This is a genomic window from Pseudomonas kilonensis (assembly GCF_001269885.1).
Classification (GTDB): Bacteria; Pseudomonadota; Gammaproteobacteria; order Pseudomonadales; family Pseudomonadaceae; genus Aquipseudomonas; species Aquipseudomonas kilonensis.
In genome coordinates this window covers 208,710-226,253 of sequence record NZ_LHVH01000035.1, presented here as the reverse complement: position 1 = coordinate 226,253, position 17,544 = coordinate 208,710, and the positions used below count along the sequence as shown (strand labels likewise).

Genomic DNA, 17,544 nt, shown 5'->3' with positions numbered 1-17,544 from the left:
CATCGCGAGCAGGCTCGCTCCCACAGGGGATTTGTGAACACCGATCCAATGTGGGAGCGAGCCTGCTCGCGATATGGGCGACTCGGTTTCAGCTCTGACGATTGGCATACATCCGACACTCAGCCAACAGCGCCAGCAGGTTCGGATCACGCTCCTTGGCTTTCAGGAACACCACGCCAATGCGCTGTTGTAGCCGATACCTTTCCTGCAACGGGATCAGTTTCACCCGGTTCTCATACACCGACGCGATCCTGCCCGGCAGCAAGGCATAACCCACCCCGGAGCTGACCATGCTCAGCAGGGTGAAGATGTCGTTGACCTGCATCGCCACCTTCGGCTCGAACCCCGCCTGCTTGAACACCCGGATGCCGTCCTGGTGCGTGGCAAAACCCTGGGTCAGGGTGATGAACGTCTCGTCGCGCACCTCGGCCAGATCGACCTCGCTGCGTTGGGCAAAGGGTGAGTCGGCCGGCGTGGCGAGGAAGATGTCGTCGGAGAACAGCTCGATATGCTCGCAGTCCGGGTCGTTCACGCTGTCGTCCAGGGAGATCAGGATCGCGTCCACTTCCATGTTCTTGAGCTTGTACAGCAGGTCGATGTTCGAGCCCAGGATCAGGTCGATATTGAGCTCGCTGCGACGGATTTTCAGGCCCATGATCAGTTGCGGCACGGTCTTGACCGTCAACGAATACAACGAGCCGAGCTTGAAGCGTTCGGCGGAGAAGCCGGCGGCTTCGCGGGTCAGGCGTACGCTTTCGACCACGTCCTGGATCAGCTTCTGCGCCCGCTCTTCCAGCACATAAGCGCTTTCCAGCGGCGTGAGGTTGCGGCCTTCGTGCTTGAACAGCGGGCAACGCAGGGCGCTCTCCAGCGAGTGAATGGCCCGGTGCACGCTGACGTTGCTGGTCTGCAACTCGGCCGCCGCCCGCGCCAGATTGCCGGTGCGCATGAAGGCCAGGAACACCTCGAGTTTCTTCAGGGTCAATTCTTCGTCGATCAGCATGGGGCGGACTCTTATTCGTATCGCCCGATTGTGCCCCAAGAAGCCTTTGTGGCGAGGGGATTTAGCGAAACGTCGCACCGCCCCGCTGGGCAGCGAAGCGGCCCCAAATCCTGTCATCTCGTCGTGTCAGGCTGATCGCACTTAGCTGCATTGGGGCTGCTTCGCAGCCCAGCGGGGATAAATCCCCTCGCCACAAGGTATGTCTCCAGGTTTAAAAGCAAAACATTGCACTTTAAAGCGCCAGGCCTGAGCCTTGGCGTCTGTTCTGGAATGTGAGGTGGGACTGGATGTATCACGGGGAACGACTCAACGCCTGGACGCACTTGGTCGGGGCGGTGGCGGCTTTTATCGGGGCGGTGTGGTTGCTGGTGATTGCCGGGATGGCGGGCGATCCGTGGAAGATCGTCAGCGTGGCGATCTACGGGTTCACCCTGCTGGTGCTGTACAGCGCGTCGACGGTTTACCACAGCGTGCGTGGGCGCAAAAAAGCAATCATGCAGAAGGTCGATCACTTTTCGATCTACCTGCTGATCGCCGGCAGCTATACGCCATTCTGCCTGGTGACGCTGCGCGGGCCGTGGGGCTGGACGTTGTTCGGGATCGTCTGGGGGCTGGCCGTGATTGGTATCTTGCAGGAGATCAAGCCGCGCTCCGAAGCGCGGATCCTGTCGATTGTGATCTACGCGGTGATGGGCTGGATCGTGCTGGTGGCTGTCAAGCCGCTGCTGGCGGCCCTGGGCAGCGCCGGGTTTGCCTGGCTGGCCTCGGGCGGCGTGTTGTACACCGTGGGCATTATCTTTTTCGCCCTCGACCACCGGCTGCGCCACGCCCATGGCATCTGGCACCTGTTTGTCATCGCCGGCAGTTTGCTGCACTTCGTGGCGATTCTGTTCTACGTGCTCTAATCCATGACCCCGCACCGAGTTCTGAACACCACTGATCTACTGTGGGAGCGGGCTTGCTCGCGAAAGCGGTGTGTCAGCCAGCACAATATTGACTGATACACCGCTTTCGCGAGCAAGTCGGATCGCCGCACCGCCGCTCCCACAATTGATCTTCAGTGGCCGCAGGGGATTAGAAATCCCCCCATAGCTGCTGCGCCACCGCCAGTGCCACAACCGGCGCGGTTTCGGTGCGCAGCACGCGGGGGCCAAGGCGGGCGGCGTGGTAGCCGGCGGATTTGGCCTGTTCGACCTCGGCATCCGACAACCCGCCTTCGGGACCAATCAGGAACGCCAACGTCGACGGTTTGTCATGGCTGACCAGCGGCTCGGCCACTGGATGCAGCACCAGCTTCAGCTCGGCCTCGGTCTGTTTCAGCCAGTCAGCCAGCAGCAGCGGTGGGTGGATCACCGGCACGCTTGAGCGCCCGCACTGCTCGCAGGCGCTGATTGCCACCTGGCGCCAGTGCAGCAGGCGCTTGTCGGCACGCTCGTCCTTGAGGCGTACTTCGCAGCGTTCGCTGAAAATCGGCGTGATCTCACTGACGCCCAGCTCCGTGGCTTTCTGGATCGCCCAATCCATGCGCTCGCCCCGGGACAGGCCCTGGCCGAGGTGGATGCGCAGCGGCGATTCAGCTTGCCCGGCGAACTGCTCGTCCAATTGCACCCGCACGCGTTTCTTGCCGACCTCGGCCAGGGTGCCGCGAAACTCCTGGCCCGAGCCGTCGAACACCTGCACGGCATCGCCTTCGGCCATGCGCAGCACACGGCCGATGTAATGGGCCTGGGCTTCAGGCAGTTCGTGGTCGCCGAGGCTCAGGGGCGCGTCGATGAAGAAGCGGGACAGTCTCATGTGGAGTCTCTGCAAGAAAAAATGATCGTGGTTGAAGCTCGCGGCCTCATCGCGGGCAAGCCTTGCTCCCACAGTGGGTTCGCATTTCTCTGTGGGAGCAAGGCTTGCCCGCGATGGCGGTGGCCCAGGCTCAGCCCGGATCGCGATAACCCGGGTGGAAGTCCTTCGGCACCGCCACGCTGACCTTGTCCCGGGTGGCAATGTCGATGCCTTCGCTGGCCACTTCGGCGAGGAAATCGATCTGCTCCGGGGTGATGACATACGGCGGCAGGAAATACACCACGCTGCCCAGCGGACGCAGCAAGGCACCTCGCTCCAAGGCATGCTGGAACACACTCAGGCCACGCCGTTCCTGCCACGGATAAGCGGTTTTGCTGGCCTTGTCCTTGACCATCTCGATGGCCAGCACCATGCCGGTCTGGCGTACTTCGGCCACGTTCGGGTGGTCGGCCAGGTGCGCGGTGGCGCTCGCCATGCGTTGGGCCAGGGCCTTGTTGTTCTCGATGACGTTGTCTTCTTCGAAGATATCCAGCGTTGCCAGGGCCGCCGCGCAGGCCAGCGGGTTGCCGGTGTAGCTGTGGGAATGCAGGAAGGCGCGCAGGGTCGGGTAGTCGTCGTAGAACGCGCTGTAGACCTCATCGGTGGTCACGCACGTGGCCAGCGGCAGGTAACCGCCGGTCAGCGCCTTGGACAGGCAGAGGAAATCCGGCGTGATGCCGGCCTGCTCACAGGCGAACATCGTCCCGGTACGGCCGAAGCCAACGGCGATTTCGTCGTGGATCAGGTGCACGCCATAGCGGTCGCAGGCCTCGCGCAGCAACTTCAGGTACACCGGGTGGTACATGCGCATGCCGCCGGCGCCCTGGATCAACGGTTCGACGATCACTGCCGCCACCGTGTCGTGGTGCTCGGCCAGGGTCTGCTCCATGGCCGCGAACATGTTGCGCGAATGTTCTTCCCAACCCATGCCTTCAGGGCGGTGGTAGCAGTCGGGGCTCGGCACCTTGATGGTGTCCAGCAGCAACGCCTTGTAGGTTTCAGTGAACAACGGCACATCGCCCACCGACATCGCCGCGATGGTTTCGCCGTGGTAACTGTTGCTCAGGGTGACGAAGCGTTTTTTGTCCGGCCGGCCGCGATTGATCCAGTAGTGGAAGCTCATCTTCATCGCCACTTCGATGCAGGACGAGCCGTTATCGGAGTAGAAGCACCGGGTCAGGCCTTCGGGCGTCATCTTCACCAGGCGCTCGGACAGCTCGATCACCGGCTGGTGGCTGAAACCGGCGAGGATCACATGCTCCAACTGATCGACCTGGTCCTTGATGCGCTGGTTGATGCGCGGGTTGGCGTGGCCGAATACGTTGACCCACCAGGAGCTGACGGCATCGAGATAGCGCTTGCCTTCGAAATCTTCCAGCCACACGCCTTCACCGCGCTTGATGGGGATCAGCGGCAGCTGTTCGTGGTCTTTCATCTGGGTGCAGGGGTGCCATAGCACCGCAAGGTCGCGTTGCATCCACTGGTTATTCAGGCCCATGTACAGTCTCCTCGAGGCGGCTCGCGGCGTGCGCGGGCAAAACAATCGCGCAAGCCTATGCAATGGCGGCCCGGCGGACAACCCATTGTGTCATTCCCACTACTTTGAACGAGGCGATAGACGTCGCTGGCGGCGTTTTGATGGCTGACGTATTCTTCGCCGTTCCCTGAGCCGGCTGGCTCGAAAGCTGAAATTTTCTACGTTTAATCCGGAGTTCGTTGAATGTCTGCTGGTTGGCTGCGCGCCTGTGCGCTGGTGATGATAGGGCTGTTCAGCGTTTCGGCGCTGGCCAAGGACAAACAACCGACGGCCATCGTCATCGGCGGCGGCCTGGCGGGGCTCACGGCGGCCTATGAATTGCAGAACAAAGGCTGGGCCGTGACGCTGCTGGAAGCCAAACCGAGCCTGGGCGGTCGTTCAGGCATGGCCACTAGCGAGTGGATCGGCAACGAGAAGACGCAGCCAGTGCTGAACAAGTACGTCTCCACATTCAAGCTGAGCACCACGCCGGCCCCGGAGTTCGTGCGCACCCCCAGCTACCTGATCGACGGCATCTACTTCACCGCCGCGGACCTGGCGAGCAAACAGCCGGCCACCGCCGAAGCCCTCAAGCGCTACGAAACCACCCTGGACGACCTGGCGCGCTCCATCGAAGACCCGCTGAACCCGGCGGCGACCAGCACGCTGCATGCGCTGGACCAGATCACCGTGTCCAACTGGCTCGACCGCCTGCAACTGCCGGCCACGGCGCGGCAGTTGGTGAACCAGGAGATTCGCACCCGGTATGACGAACCTTCGCGCCTGTCGCTGCTGTATTTCGCCCAGCAGAACCGCGTCTATCGCGGCGTCTCCGACCGCGACCGGCGGGCCTCGCGCCTGCTCGGTGGCAGTCCGGTACTGGCCCAGGCGTTCGTCAAGCAACTGAAAACCATCAAGACCAGTTCGCCTGTGTCGGCCATCTCCCAAGACAAGGACGGTGTAACCGTCAAAGTTGGCGCCGTTGGCTACCAGGCGGATTACGTGGTGCTGGCGGTGCCGTTGCGGGCGCTGAACAAGATCCAGTTGACCCCGGCCCTGGACGCCCAGCATCAAGGCGCGATCAAGAGCACCAATTACGGCTGGCGCGACCAGATCATGCTCAAGTTCAAGACCCCTGTCTGGGACAGCAAGGCGCGCATGTCGGGCGAGATCTACAGCAACGCCGGCCTGGGCATGATGTGGATCGAACCGGCCTTGAAGGGCGGGGCCAACGTGGTCATCAACCTGTCCGGCGACAACGCCCGGGTGATGCAGGCTTTCGGCGACAAGCAGATGGTCGATCAGGTACTGATCCGTCTGCACGCGTTTTATCCACAGGCCCGTGGCGCGTTCACCGGCTATGAAATCCGCCGCTACAGCACCGACCCGTCCATGGGCGGCGCGTACCTGGCCTTTGGCCCGGGCCAGATCAGCAAGTACTGGCGCCTGTGGGAAAAGCCATTGCAACGCGTAGCCTTTGCCGGTGAACACACCGACACCCTGTATCCGGGTACCCTGGAAGGCGCGTTGCGCAGTGGTCAGCGCGCGGCCAGTCAGGTTGAAGACCTGGCGGCGGGCAAGTCGTTCGAACCTCCTAAGGTCGCGCCTGCTGCAACGGCGGCGGCTGGTGCAGTGGCGGCGAAGAAGGGCAACTTCTTCAGCAACCTGTTTGGTGGCTCGGACGATGACAAGAAGCCAGAGCCGGTCAAGGCACCGGAACCGGTAGCGCCTGCTCCAGCACCTGCACCCGCTCCTGCGCCGGCACCGGTGGAACCACCTGCACCGGCCCCGGCAAAGGTTGAGCCAGCCAAGAAAGCAGCGGCCAAACCAGCGGCGAAAAAACCAGCCGCCAAGGCTCCGGCTAAAAAAGCGCCAGTGAAGAAAGCCACTCCGGCGAAGAAACCGGCGGCCAAGCCGGCAGCGACAACGCCGGCGGCGACTGAGACCAAGGCTCAGTAAGGCTCGGTGACAGAAAAAGCGCGGCGTGTCAGCCGCGCTTTTTTTTGCCTGTAGAACCGCTATCGCGAGCAAGCTCGCTCCCACAGGGATTGCGCTCGGCCAGTGTGGGAGCGAGCTTGCTCGCGATAAGGTCCGTCCTGTTATCACGCATCGTATTGGCTTTAATCTTTCCTTAACCCACCCCCTCCAGACTGATGATCGTATTTCTCGATATTTCAAAGCGAAATTTTCCGCTTTAAATCGATAGATAACTCGCTAGTCTTGATCGCAGTTTTTACAGGAAATGAGCAATGCAGCTACGCAACTCTTCTTCTCGCTATGGCTGGGTCAGTATCGCTGTGCACTGGGGCGTTGCGCTGGCGGTGTACGGGCTGTTTGCCCTGGGCCTGTGGATGGTTGGCCTGGATTACTACAGCACCTGGCGAAAAGACGCACCGGACCTGCACAAGAGCATTGGCCTGGTGCTGCTGGCGGTCATGTTGCTGCGGGTGATCTGGCGCGTTGTCAGCCCGCCGCCACCGACCCTGCAAACCTATGGTCGCCTGACCCGCGTCGGCGCCAAGCTCGGCCATAGCGCACTGTATCTCGGGTTGTTCGCCGTGATGATTGCCGGTTACCTGATTTCCACCGCAGACGGTGTCGGGATCCCGGTGTTTGGCCTGTTTGAAGTACCCGCGCTGGTGTCCGGACTGCCCGATCAGGCAGACGTCGCCGGCCAGATTCACCTCTACCTGGCGTGGGCGTTGGTCATTTTCTCCGGCCTTCATGCGTTGGCAGCATTGAAACACCACTTTATCGACCGTGACGCGACCCTCAAGCGAATGCTGGGGCGCCAAGCCTGATGTTCAACCTCGACTCCAAAGGAATAGAAAGCATGTTGAAAAAGACGCTCGCCGCCCTGGCAATCGGTTCTGCCCTGCTGTCCGCTGGCCAGGCCATGGCCGCCGACTACGTGGTCGACAAGGAAGGCCAGCACGCCTTCGTCGACTTCAAGATCAGCCACCTGGGCTATAGCTACATTACCGGTACCTTCAAGGACATCGACGGCAAGTTCAGCTTCGACGCCGCCAAGCCTGAAGCCAGCAAGATCGAGTTCAACGTCAACACCGCCAGCGTGTTCACCAACCACGCCGAGCGCGACAAGCACATCGCCAGCAAGGACTTCCTGGACGTAGGCAAGTTCGCCGACGCCAAGTTCGTGTCCACCAGCGTCAAGTCCACCGGCAAGAACGCTGATGGCAAAGACACTGCAGACGTGACGGGTGACCTGACGCTGCACGGCGTGACCAAGCCAATCGTGGTCAAGGCCACGTTCCTGGGCGAAGGCAAGGATCCATGGGGCGGCTACCGTGCTGGCTTCGAGGGCACCACCAGCATCAAGCGTTCCGACTTCGGCAAGATGATGGACCTGGGCCCACAATCCGACGCCGTTGAGCTGTACATCTCGTTTGAAGGTGTCAAAGCGAAGTAACCTTCGCCCCTGACAAACAAACGCCCCTGATCTTGCGATCAGGGGCGTTTTTTATTGCGCGGATTCCGGCGATACAAAAAAGCTGTGGGGGCGGGCAGCCCCTAAATCTGATACCTCGGTGCGTCAAGATGGATGGAGTCGTTGCTGTTGGGGCCGCTTCGCGCCCCAGCGGGAGCAAGCTCCCTCGCCACGAATTTGTGGTCGGCCAGCAATTTGAAGTTGGCCCTCAGGCCGCCATCGCGAGCAGGCTCGCTCCCACAGGGGGGCTAGGTGCACATGGATTTTGTGGCTGCTGAAGATCCAATGTGGGAGCGAGCCTGCTCGCGATGGCGTCATACCAGCCGACTTCAATGTTGACTGATACACCGCTATCGCAAGCAAGCTCGCTCCCACATTTGGAATTGTGTTGGGCCAAAAAAATGCCCCGGGTCGCGAGACCCGGGGCATTTTTTACAGCTGGGAAAAACTCAGCGATTGCGCGTCAGCAATGCCGGTTTTTCGCCCCGTGGACGGCTTGGCAGTTGATCCAGTTGCTCAGGCGTCGGGAAGCGATCGGCTTTCGACTCCTTGTGCATGATCTTCGGCTGGCTGCCGCGCGGGTTCTGCACGGCGGGTTCCTGGCGAGGCTGGTCGTCATGGGCCGGGCGGCGCGGGCGGGTGTCATCGCGACGAGCCTGGCCGTCACGCGGGGCACCGTTGCGTGGGCCGCTGCGCTTGGCCGGTGGCGTACCGGTGGACGAGCCGTTGCTGTTGCGCGGACCGTTCTGGCGGCCTTGTGGCTGGCCACTGCGCGGCGCGCCTGCAGCTGCACCCTGTGCCGGGGCACCCGGGCGACGACCACGACCCTGGGCCGGTTTCTGCTGCGGCACGTAGTCGACGCGGTTACCGAAGTTGTCGACGTCGTCGTCCAGGAACTCGTCCGGGGCACGATCGGCTGCGGCGCGTGGGGCTGGACGCTGCTGTTCACGAGCGGGTGTGCCTTCGCGGGGCTTCTGCTCGCGGGCAGGGCGTTCGCCGCGGCCATTGCTGTTGCTGGCCGTTTTTTCCTTGCCCTTGTCCTTGCCTTTGTCTTTGCGGCCGCCGCCACCACCACCGCCGCCATTCGGACCGTCGCCGCGTGGGCCGCGGGCATTGCGCGGATTGCGCACGTCCGGACGTTCGCGCACTTCAGGCTTCTCGGCCTCGATGGTGCTGGCATCGAAGCCCATCAGGTCGCCGTCGGCAATTTTCTGCTTGGTCATGCGCTCGATGCTTTTGAGCAGCTTTTCTTCGTCCGGCGCGACCAGCGAGATCGCTTCGCCCGAACGACCGGCCCGGCCAGTACGGCCGATACGGTGCACGTAATCTTCATCGACGTTTGGCAGCTCGAAGTTGACCACGTGAGGCAACTGGTCGATGTCCAGGCCACGGGCGGCGATATCAGTGGCCACCAGGATGCGTACTTCGCCGGCCTTGAAGTCGGCGAGGGCCTTGGTGCGGGCGTTCTGGCTCTTGTTGCCGTGGATCGCCACAGCCGGCAGGCCGTGCTTGTCCAGGTACTCGGCCAGGCGGTTGGCGCCGTGCTTGGTGCGGGTGAACACCAGAACCTGTTCCCAGGCGCCGGCGGTAATCAGGTGCGCCAGCAGGGCACGCTTGTGGCTAGCCGCCAGGCGGAACACGCGTTGCTCGATGCGCTCGACCGTGGTGTTCGGTGGCGTGACTTCGATGCGCTCCGGGTTGTGCAGCAGCTTGCCGGCCAGGTCGGTGATGTCCTTGGAGAACGTCGCCGAAAACAGCAGGTTCTGACGCTTGGCGGGCAGACGGGCGAGGACTTTCTTCACGTCATGGACAAAGCCCATGTCGAGCATGCGGTCGGCTTCGTCCAGCACGAGGATTTCAACGTGGGACAAGTCGACGCTGCCCTGGCCGGCCAGGTCCAGCAGGCGACCGGGGCAGGCGACCAGTACATCGACGCCACGGGACATGGCCTGGACCTGGGGGTTCATGCCCACGCCGCCAAAAATGCAGGCGCTGACGAACTTCAGGTCACGAGCGTAGACCTTGAAGCTCTCGTGGACCTGGGCCGCCAGTTCGCGGGTAGGGGTCAAGACCAGTACGCGCGGTTGGCGCGGGCCATGACGCTGGGATTTGTCTGGGTGACCGTTGGGAAACAACCGCTCCAGGATCGGAAGGGCGAAACCGCCGGTTTTACCAGTACCTGTCTGCGCCGCGACCATCAGGTCGCGACCTTGCAACACGGCGGGAATGGCCCGCTGTTGCACCGGGGTAGGCTGGGTATAGCCGGCGGCTTCGATGGCGCCGACTAAAGCCTCGGAGAGACCGAGGGAAGCAAAGGACATGAGTAATCCTGTTTTAGTGAGGGCCTGGCCCAATGGGATAGTCTTGCCGGGCGCGAATGACGTTCAACCAAAAGACGTCATCCCGTCCGGTCCTGCCGGGCCTCGAAGGCGGGTCCGGACAAGGCTCGCGCGGGCTGTAGGCGGCGCTGTAGCGGTGTCGGGATGCCTTTTGCAAGACCGGGCGTCCGGGCGTGAGCCTGGCGGGAAGGCCGGAGTATAACAGAGCAAACGCCGCGCGCCGCTTTCCTGCTGCTCAACGGTTTATTTCAACGTTGATCTGGCCGGGCGAGGTGACCTTGGCCGCTGGGCCTGCGCCGTAGCGAGCGCTCAGTTCGGCATAGGCCGGTTCGCGCTTGAAGCGCTTGAGTTCGGCGCTGAAGCGTTGCACCAGCAAATCCATCCCGGCACTGCGCCGAACCGCCAGATATTGGCTTTGACGACTCACGACCATCGGGTTTTCGGTGATCTGGTCGCCCAACTGCATTTGTTCGAGCACATGTCGGCCGACCCTGCGGTCGGTGATAAGCAGGTCGATCCGACCCAGTTGCAGCTTGCCGAAATTGGCTTCGTGGGTGGGCGCGGTTTCACGGGCGAACAGCGTCGACTCACTGAAGGCCTGGCTGTACAGATAGCCGGGCGAGGTGCCGACGGTCAGGCCGTCCAGGTCATCGAGCGTGCGGAACGGGTGGGGTCGGGCATTGGCGTAGAACATCACGAACTCCACGTCCGACAGCGGTTCGCTGGGGTAAAGCAGCGTGGAATCGCGTTCATTGCTGTGGAAAATGTCCAGCGCACCGTCCGCCAACCCTTGCTCCAGCATCGCCAGGCAGCGCTTCCACGGCAGGAACTGCCATTCCACATCGATACCCAGGCGCTTGAACACAATGGCCGTGGTTTCGTAGTCCAGGCCGAGCATCTTGCCGTTCTCTTCGTAGACGTACGGGGCCCAGGGTTCGGTGACAATGCGCAACTTTTCGGCCCGGGCAGTCATGCTCAGGCACAGGAAAAGAAGGGCGGTCAGCAGTTGGACAATGACGGGCATGGCCTGAGGTTACGACGAGAGCTCATCAAATAGCTAGAGGGCTCTGGCCTGCGCCTCAGTCGCCCTTTGCCTGCCTGCGGTGTTCATGGATGGCTCGGCGGCAATCACCGATGCAAGCGCATTGCAGGGTAGGGCTCGATCACTGAATGAAAAAGGCCTTGGTGTTCGCCAAGGCCTCTTTGTACCACCGCATTAAGTCATTCAGCGCGGCAGCTTGAGGTTGTTCCATACCGCAAGGCTGGGTTCGGCCTGGTTTAGGGTATAGAAATGCAGCCCCGGTGCACCGCCTTGCAGCAGACGCTCACACATTTGCGTGATGACTTCCTCGCCGAAGCTTTGGATGCTGGAGGAGTCGTCGCCGTAGGCTTCCAGTTGCTTGCGGATCCAGCGTGGGATTTCTGCACCGCACGCGTCGGAGAAGCGCGCCAGCTTGCTGTAGTTGGTGATCGGCATGATTCCCGGTACGACAGGAATGTCGACGCCCAACTGGCGTATGCGCTCGACGAAGTAGAAGTAACTGTCGGCGTTGAAGAAGTACTGGGTGATCGCGCTGCTGGCGCCAGCGTTGGCCTTGCGCACGAAGTTGCGCAGATCGTCTTCGAAATTGCGCGCCTGGGGGTGCATTTCCGGATACGCAGCCACTTCGATGTGGAAGTGATCGCCGGTTTCTTCACGAATGAATTCAACCAGTTCGTTGGCGTGGCGCAGCTCGCCGCTGGCCATGCCCATGCCTGACGGCAGGTCGCCGCGCAGGGCAACGATGCGCTTGATGCCGGCGGCCTTGTACTGGGTCAGCAGGTTGCGCAGGTCGTCCTTGCTGTCACCCACGCAGGACAGGTGAGGGGCGGCCGGGACTTTGACTTCGCTTTCGAGCTGCAACACGGTGTTCAGGGTGCGGTCACGGGTCGAACCGCCAGCGCCATAGGTGCAGGAGAAGAAGTCGGGGTTGTAGCTGGCCAGCTGACGGGCAGTGGCGATCAGTTTTTCATGCCCAGCATCGGTCTTCGTCGGGAAGAACTCGAAGCTGTAGCGACGGTCTTGGGACATGGTCATATCCTTGGAAACTCGTAAGCCTGGACGCCTTGCGCATCACAATGTGGGAGTGGGCTGTGTGGGAGCAAAGCTTGCTCGCGATCCAGGCGCTGCGGTCCTCGAGAGACCGCGGCGTTTTCATCGCGGGCAAGCCTTGCTCCCACACAGCCCGCTCCCACAGGGAGAGCAGGCAATAGCGCCGATCAGTAGCGGTAAGCGTGCGGCTTGAACGGGCCTTCGACGGTGACGCCGATGTAGTCAGCCTGTTGCTTGGTCAGTTGGGTGACCACGCCGCCGAAGCCGCGGACCATTTCCAGGGCCACTTCTTCGTCGAGTTTCTTGGGCAGTACTTCCACGGTCAGGCGCTCGGCTTTCTGGGCTGGCGACAGGTCGGCGTATTTCTGGCCGAACAGGAAGATCTGGGCCAGGACCTGGTTGGCGAACGAACCGTCCATGATGCGGCTTGGGTGGCCAGTGGCGTTACCCAGGTTAACCAGGCGGCCTTCGGCCAGCAGGATCAGGTAGTCGTCGTTCTGTGGGTCGAAGCTGCCAGTGCCGGTGCGGTGCACCTTGTGGACCTGCGGCTTCACTTCTTCCCATGCCCAGTTCTTGCGCATGAAGGCGGTGTCGATTTCATTGTCGAAGTGACCGATGTTGCAGACCACGGCGCGCTTCTTCAGGGCCTTGAGCATGTTGGCATCGCAGACATTGACGTTGCCGGTGGTGGTCACGATCAGGTCGATCTTGCCCAGCAGGGCCTTGTCGATGCTGGCTTCGGAGCCGTCGTTGATCCCGTCGATGAACGGCGAAACCAGCTCGAAACCGTCCATGCAGGCCTGCATGGCACAGATCGGATCGACTTCGGAGACCTTGACGATCATGCCTTCCTGACGCAGGGACTGGGCCGAACCCTTGCCCACGTCACCGTAGCCGATCACCAGCGCCTGCTTGCCCGACAACAGGTGGTCGGTGCCGCGCTTGATGGCGTCGTTGAGGCTGTGACGGCAGCCGTACTTGTTGTCGTTCTTGCTCTTGGTCACCGAGTCGTTGACGTTGATGGCCGGGATTTTCAGTTCACCCTTGGCCAGCATGTCCAGCAGGCGGTGCACGCCAGTGGTGGTCTCTTCGGTCACGCCGTGGACGTTTTCCAGCACGGCTGCGTACTTCTTGTGCAGCAGCTCGGTCAGGTCGCCGCCGTCGTCGAGGATCATGTTGGTGTCCCACGGCTGGCCATCCTTGAGGATGGTCTGCTCCAGGCACCACTCGTACTCTTGCTCGGTCTCGCCTTTCCAGGCGAATACCGGGATGCCAGCGGCGGCGATGGCGGCAGCGGCCTGGTCCTGGGTCGAGAAGATGTTGCAGGACGACCAACGCACTTCGGCACCCAGGGCAACCAGGGTTTCGATCAGCACGGCGGTCTGGATGGTCATGTGGATGCAGCCGAGGATTTTTGCGCCCTTCAATGGCTGTTCGCCAGAGTACTTGCGGCGCAGGCCCATCAGGGCTGGCATTTCGGATTCGGCGATGATGATTTCGCGACGGCCCCAGGCAGCCAGGGACATGTCGGCGACTTTGTAGTCGGTAAAATCGGCAGGCGTGATAACAGCGCTCATGAAGAGTCTCCATTCGTAATGTATGCGAATGGGCGCCGTTGTGCGTTTAGTGTCCGTGCGGGGAGCCCCCGTACAAACAACGCCCCATCCGAGCCTGACAGGTCGAGCCTGCTGCAGCGCCCCTCGGACAGGTGGCGGGAACGGTCCAAAGCGTGGACCGAGGTAAAACGGTGGCGATTATAACGGGCTAATCGGATCTTCCAAAAGGGTTTCTGTCGGCAAATCGAAATTGCCGATGACCGTCATAGGGCCCACGACGTAGAGCCTGGCCGTGCGGTCTGCCATGATGCAGCAATCCAACGGCCAGACACTCAGGAGTGATCATGAATTTCCACACCCGCAAATGGGTCAAGCCCGAAGACCTCAACCCCAACGGCACGCTGTTCGGCGGCAGCCTGTTGCGCTGGATCGACGAGGAGGCGGCGATCTATGCCATCGTCCAGCTCGGCAACCAGCGCGTGGTCACCAAATACATCTCGGAAATCAATTTCGTCAGCGCTTCGCGCCAGGGTGACATCATCGAGCTGGGCATCACCGCCATCGAGTTTGGTCGTACTTCCATCACGCTGACCTGCGAGGTGCGCAACAAAATCACCCGCAAGAGCATCCTGACCGTGGAGAAGATGGTCTTCGTCAACCTTGGCGAAGATGGCTTGCCCGCGCCTCATGGGCGGACCGAGATCACATACGTCAAGGATCAGTTCAAGGACGATGTGGTCGAGTGAGATCGGCGGTGCTGCCATCGCGAGCAAGCTCGCTCCCACATGTATGTCCAGGTCGGCACTGAACAGCGCTGATCGCCGCGTGTCGTAGGTACATCACGCCACCGGTTCAGGAGCTGTATGGACACTCATGAAGAAGGCAAGACCCCTGACCTTTCGGCTCAGGAACAGCACGAAGTCGACCGCAACCAGCCACCGCGGGCTGCGGTGCTGCACGAAATCATCCGCACCCAGGGCAATCAGGAGCTGGAGCGCAGTATCGCCGCGCTCTGGTGGTCGGCCCTGGCGGCGGGGTTGACCATGGGCCTGTCGCTGATGGCGATGGGCTTGCTCAACTCCCGGCTGCCGGACCACGAAGGCTTCAAGGTGATCGCCAGTTTCGGTTACTGCGCCGGCTTTCTCGCGGTGATCCTGGCCCGCCAGCAACTGTTCACCGAAAACACCCTGACCGCCGTGCTGCCGATCATGAGCAAACCCACGCTGGGCAACTTCGGCCGGCTGTTGCGGCTCTGGGGCGTGGTGCTGGTGGGCAACCTGTGCGGCACCTTGCTGGTGGCCTACGTGATGTTGCACTTGCCGATCTTCGATCAGCGCACCGACCAGGCTTTCCTGGAAATCGGCCGCAAGGTCATGGAGAACGACACCGGCCAGATGTTCGCCAAGGGCATCATTTCCGGCTGGATGATCGCCACCATGGTCTGGATGATCCCGTCCATGGAAAGCGCCAAGATGTGGATCATCATTCTGATCACCTACCTCATGGCGCTCGGGGATTTCACCCACATCGTCGTCGGCTCGGCCGAAGTGTCCTACCTGGTGTTTGCCGGCCAGTTGTCCTGGGAGGATTTCTGGATGGTGTTTGCCGGGCCGACGTTGGCGGGCAATATCGTTGGCGGGAGCTTTATCTTCGCTTTGATCAGCCATGCGCAGATCCGCAGTGAAGTGGGCCTGCCCAAAGATAAGCGCCCAGATAAGCCTGCGCAGCGCATTGACTCGGAGTAGGCGGTTATTTGAATAGCATGTTGAGCAGTGTCTCGCGAGTTGTTGACTTTGGATCAAGCATCCCGGTGTAGCGCGACCTGTAATTCGCGATAACCCGTTCAAGTGAATTGTTGAATGTGATCTTCTGCTCCAGCGAATTTTTGGATGCTTTTGGATCTTGCAGTTCCAGCAGGTCCCGGATGACTCCTTTTATCAACTTGATGTTCGCGTCGGGTTGGCCGCCGAGAAAGCATGCGGGATTCAGCACATGTTGCACGACGTTAGATATACGGGTGGCAATGTCCTGCAGGTGCATTTTCTCGACGGCGTGGCCGGTCACCTCGGAAGTTGCATTCGGCGCGCCTCTGTCCCACTCGGCGGCGGCCTGGAGGAACTGCATGAAGTCCGGGTCATTGCCGTGATTGAGGCGTTTTGCCAGCCATTCCAGCCTGCCGGGCTGGTCCGCAAGCTGATCGAGGGTCCAGATGGCCATGTGCATCGGTGGGGTGGGTTCAAGTTTGGTGGATGCCTTGTTGGCCTCTTGGATCGCTTCCTTCAATTGCGCCAACGCTCGTTGTGCGTGGTGCCTGAAGGTGATCGCCTCGGCGCAGGTTTCGTCGTCCTCCAGTTCTAGGCTCAGTTGCTCGAATGCCTTGTCACCCAACGCCAACAGCGCATCCTCGATTGAGTCAAACCAAAAGGTTTGTCGAGTGGCGTTGTGCTCGTCCAGATGGGTTTGGACTTTCTTGCGCAGTTCTTCCTGGAGATGATCCTTGATCTCCTTGGGCATGCTGAAGTTGACTGTCCCGCTCAACAGGCCGCGGTAATCACCTTTATTGGATTTCAGCGGCACGACGACGGTCTGGTCGGCAAAGCGCTTCAGTTGTTCGGCATTCCATACAGAGCTGGCCGTATGGGGTGCATTGAGAAATTTGTCGATCAGGGCCGTGATGCCCGTGCCTCGCTGGTTTTCCTGGTTCGATTCTTCCGCCTCGAATATCAGGATCAAAGACTCTCTGTCCGGGATCGGGCTCATGGAGGTCGCCGGATTATAGATGTCAGGTACCGGTGTGTTGTTCAGGATGCCGCCATCGGCAAACGCCGTGGTTTCAGTGCGTTTCTCATCATTCTGTTGGAAGGGTAGTCCTTGCTGGGTCAGCTTGCTGAACACCACCGGCAGCGACGCGGAGATAAGCGCTGCCACGGCAATGTCCATGTCAGGCGTGGTCTTCTCGCTGAACACCAGCAATTGCGTGTCTTCCTCGAACATGGCGGTGCCGGTGATTTCCACGGTCTTGATCGGTGGGATTTCTTTGCTCAGGACGGCCAGGTCAGCGAAGGTGACGTATTCGTTCCGTCTCACATTGGCAACGGCTTGTTGCGCTTTTTCGGAAAGAGGTTCCGGGTGATCTTTGCAGTGTTGTAGAAGCGCCTTGCAGGATTCCTCCCGGATCAAGTTCTCCAGCGGCATCCCCTTGGAACCCAGGCGTGGCAACAGATCACACAGCAATTGCGCCAGCGGAACGTTTTTCAGTTTTTCGCCCAGCTTCGACGAGACATTCTGGAGTGCTTTAACGATAACGTTGGTGCTGTCGAGCAACGACGTGAGGGGAATATCGTCAAGAATCTGGTCGAAACGCGCGTGACTCATGCCGCTTGCGAGTACGGCGGCCGATATGGCCCCTGCAGAAGAGCCTGAAATCGTTCTGATATTGTCCATGAGGCCGTTGGCTTCGAGGGTTTTGAGGAGTCCGGAATAGGCCGCTCCCTTGGCGCCACCACCACTGAGGATCAGGTCGCTAATGGTGGGGCGATCCATAGTGACTTCGACGCTACCGTCGCCATATCGAATGATGGATATAGACCGGTCTGTAGCGCGGTCTACCAGTAGGCAGGCATTTCCGGGATTCGCCTGTTTTACGGTCTGGTCGCTGTTCTTGAGAGAGCTAGGGGGGAGGGATTGTTGCGAGATTGGGCCTGGCATTCTGGTTCGTCCTTGTACCGAGTGTGGGGGCCGAACTCTAAGCAAAATC

At 60.9% G+C, this 17,544-nt stretch carries 13 protein-coding genes, 1 tRNA gene, 2 pseudogenes and 1 riboswitch; of the genes and pseudogenes, 8 read left to right on the top strand and 8 right to left on the bottom strand.

What is annotated here, in order from left to right:
- Positions 1 to 88 precede the first annotated feature (88 nt).
- Positions 89 to 1,003 carry a LysR family transcriptional regulator gene (locus AD662_RS26375; protein WP_053190011.1) on the bottom strand — a complete coding sequence of 305 codons (915 nt, stop codon included), beginning with the start codon at positions 1,001 to 1,003 and terminating at the stop codon, positions 89 to 91.
- A gap of 287 nt (positions 1,004 to 1,290) precedes the next feature.
- Here AD662_RS26375 and trhA point away from each other — a divergent pair, with 287 nt between their 5' ends.
- Positions 1,291 to 1,908, top strand: coding sequence for a PAQR family membrane homeostasis protein TrhA (gene trhA, locus AD662_RS26370; protein WP_053190010.1), 618 nt, complete (start codon positions 1,291 to 1,293; stop codon positions 1,906 to 1,908).
- Between the two features lie 169 nt (positions 1,909 to 2,077).
- Here the strand turns inward: trhA and AD662_RS26365 are convergent, their stop codons facing one another.
- Together AD662_RS26365 and AD662_RS26360 are read right to left on the bottom strand one after the other, a co-directional pair.
- Positions 2,078 to 2,797 (bottom strand): 16S rRNA (uracil(1498)-N(3))-methyltransferase, encoded by a 720-nt coding sequence (locus tag AD662_RS26365; RefSeq protein ID WP_018609565.1) that lies wholly within the window; start codon positions 2,795 to 2,797, stop codon positions 2,078 to 2,080.
- A gap of 130 nt (positions 2,798 to 2,927) precedes the next feature.
- Positions 2,928 to 4,334 carry an adenosylmethionine--8-amino-7-oxononanoate transaminase gene (locus tag AD662_RS26360; protein ID WP_053190009.1) on the bottom strand — a complete coding sequence of 469 codons (1,407 nt, stop codon included), beginning with the start codon at positions 4,332 to 4,334 and terminating at the stop codon, positions 2,928 to 2,930.
- A gap of 222 nt (positions 4,335 to 4,556) precedes the next feature.
- Here AD662_RS26360 and AD662_RS30245 point away from each other — a divergent pair.
- From AD662_RS30245 to AD662_RS26345, 5 genes and pseudogenes are all read left to right on the top strand, one after another.
- Positions 4,557 to 5,852: pseudogene (locus tag AD662_RS30245) on the top strand (flavin monoamine oxidase family protein); the annotation flags it as partial.
- Positions 5,853 to 5,872: 20 nt separating this feature from the next.
- Positions 5,873 to 5,961: transfer RNA gene (locus AD662_RS29445), tRNA-Phe, on the top strand.
- Positions 5,962 to 5,984: 23 nt separating this feature from the next.
- Positions 5,985 to 6,311 (top strand): hypothetical protein, encoded by a 327-nt coding sequence (locus AD662_RS29440; protein WP_156334945.1) that lies wholly within the window; start codon positions 5,985 to 5,987, stop codon positions 6,309 to 6,311.
- 290 nt (positions 6,312 to 6,601) lie between these two features.
- Complete coding sequence (locus tag AD662_RS26350; protein ID WP_018609573.1) at positions 6,602 to 7,153, top strand: cytochrome b; 552 nt, start codon at positions 6,602 to 6,604, stop codon at positions 7,151 to 7,153.
- Between the two features lie 32 nt (positions 7,154 to 7,185).
- On the top strand, positions 7,186 to 7,782 hold the full coding sequence (locus AD662_RS26345) for a YceI family protein (protein ID WP_018609575.1): 597 nt from the start codon (positions 7,186 to 7,188) through the stop codon (positions 7,780 to 7,782).
- 467 nt (positions 7,783 to 8,249) lie between these two features.
- Here AD662_RS26345 and rhlE2 read toward each other — a convergent pair whose 3' ends face one another.
- From rhlE2 to ahcY, 4 genes and pseudogenes are all read right to left on the bottom strand, one after another.
- Positions 8,250 to 10,121: an RNA helicase RhlE2 gene (rhlE2, locus tag AD662_RS26340; protein WP_053190008.1), complete on the bottom strand. Its 1,872-nt coding sequence runs from the start codon at positions 10,119 to 10,121 to the stop codon at positions 8,250 to 8,252.
- Positions 10,122 to 10,352: 231 nt separating this feature from the next.
- Positions 10,353 to 11,163 (bottom strand): annotated as a pseudogene (locus AD662_RS26335) (substrate-binding periplasmic protein); the annotation flags it as partial.
- A gap of 201 nt (positions 11,164 to 11,364) precedes the next feature.
- Complete coding sequence (gene metF / locus AD662_RS26330; protein WP_053190007.1) at positions 11,365 to 12,210, bottom strand: methylenetetrahydrofolate reductase [NAD(P)H]; 846 nt, start codon at positions 12,208 to 12,210, stop codon at positions 11,365 to 11,367.
- A gap of 188 nt (positions 12,211 to 12,398) precedes the next feature.
- Entirely contained in the window at positions 12,399 to 13,808 is a 1,410-nt protein-coding gene (ahcY, locus tag AD662_RS26325; RefSeq protein WP_053182694.1) for an adenosylhomocysteinase, read from the bottom strand.
- A 23-nt stretch (positions 13,809 to 13,831) separates the two neighbouring features.
- A riboswitch (S-adenosyl-L-homocysteine riboswitch) is annotated at positions 13,832 to 13,939 on the bottom strand.
- A gap of 192 nt (positions 13,940 to 14,131) precedes the next feature.
- Here ahcY and AD662_RS26320 point away from each other — a divergent pair.
- Both AD662_RS26320 and AD662_RS26315 read left to right on the top strand, forming a co-directional pair.
- Positions 14,132 to 14,533, top strand: coding sequence for an acyl-CoA thioesterase (locus AD662_RS26320; RefSeq protein WP_053190006.1), 402 nt, complete (start codon positions 14,132 to 14,134; stop codon positions 14,531 to 14,533).
- Positions 14,534 to 14,650: 117 nt separating this feature from the next.
- Positions 14,651 to 15,532: a formate/nitrite transporter family protein gene (locus AD662_RS26315; RefSeq protein WP_018605039.1), complete on the top strand. Its 882-nt coding sequence runs from the start codon at positions 14,651 to 14,653 to the stop codon at positions 15,530 to 15,532.
- A 4-nt stretch (positions 15,533 to 15,536) separates the two neighbouring features.
- Here AD662_RS26315 and AD662_RS26310 read toward each other — a convergent pair whose 3' ends face one another.
- Positions 15,537 to 17,330: a patatin-like phospholipase family protein gene (locus AD662_RS26310; RefSeq protein WP_053190005.1), complete on the bottom strand. Its 1,794-nt coding sequence runs from the start codon at positions 17,328 to 17,330 to the stop codon at positions 15,537 to 15,539.
- Between the last annotated feature and the right edge of the window lie 214 nt (positions 17,331 to 17,544).

Excerpts from the sequence above, each read along its gene's own strand:
- ahcY (WP_053182694.1), bottom strand. The coding sequence starts at position 13,808 with ATGAGCGCTGTTATCACGCCTGCCGATTTTACCGACTACAAAGTCGCC.
- AD662_RS26315 (WP_018605039.1), top strand. The coding sequence starts at position 14,651 with ATGGACACTCATGAAGAAGGCAAGACCCCTGACCTTTCGGCTCAGGAA.
- AD662_RS26375 (WP_053190011.1), bottom strand. The coding sequence starts at position 1,003 with ATGCTGATCGACGAAGAATTGACCCTGAAGAAACTCGAGGTGTTCCTG.
- AD662_RS26365 (WP_018609565.1), bottom strand. The coding sequence starts at position 2,797 with ATGAGACTGTCCCGCTTCTTCATCGACGCGCCCCTGAGCCTCGGCGAC.
- metF (WP_053190007.1), bottom strand. The coding sequence starts at position 12,210 with ATGTCCCAAGACCGTCGCTACAGCTTCGAGTTCTTCCCGACGAAGACC.
- AD662_RS26320 (WP_053190006.1), top strand. The coding sequence starts at position 14,132 with ATGAATTTCCACACCCGCAAATGGGTCAAGCCCGAAGACCTCAACCCC.
- AD662_RS26350 (WP_018609573.1), top strand. The coding sequence starts at position 6,602 with ATGCAGCTACGCAACTCTTCTTCTCGCTATGGCTGGGTCAGTATCGCT.
- AD662_RS26360 (WP_053190009.1), bottom strand. The coding sequence starts at position 4,334 with ATGGGCCTGAATAACCAGTGGATGCAACGCGACCTTGCGGTGCTATGG.
- AD662_RS26345 (WP_018609575.1), top strand. The coding sequence starts at position 7,186 with ATGTTGAAAAAGACGCTCGCCGCCCTGGCAATCGGTTCTGCCCTGCTG.
- trhA (WP_053190010.1), top strand. The coding sequence starts at position 1,291 with ATGTATCACGGGGAACGACTCAACGCCTGGACGCACTTGGTCGGGGCG.
- rhlE2 (WP_053190008.1), bottom strand. The coding sequence starts at position 10,121 with ATGTCCTTTGCTTCCCTCGGTCTCTCCGAGGCTTTAGTCGGCGCCATC.
- AD662_RS26310 (WP_053190005.1), bottom strand. The coding sequence starts at position 17,330 with ATGGATCGCCCCACCATTAGCGACCTGATCCTCAGTGGTGGTGGCGCC.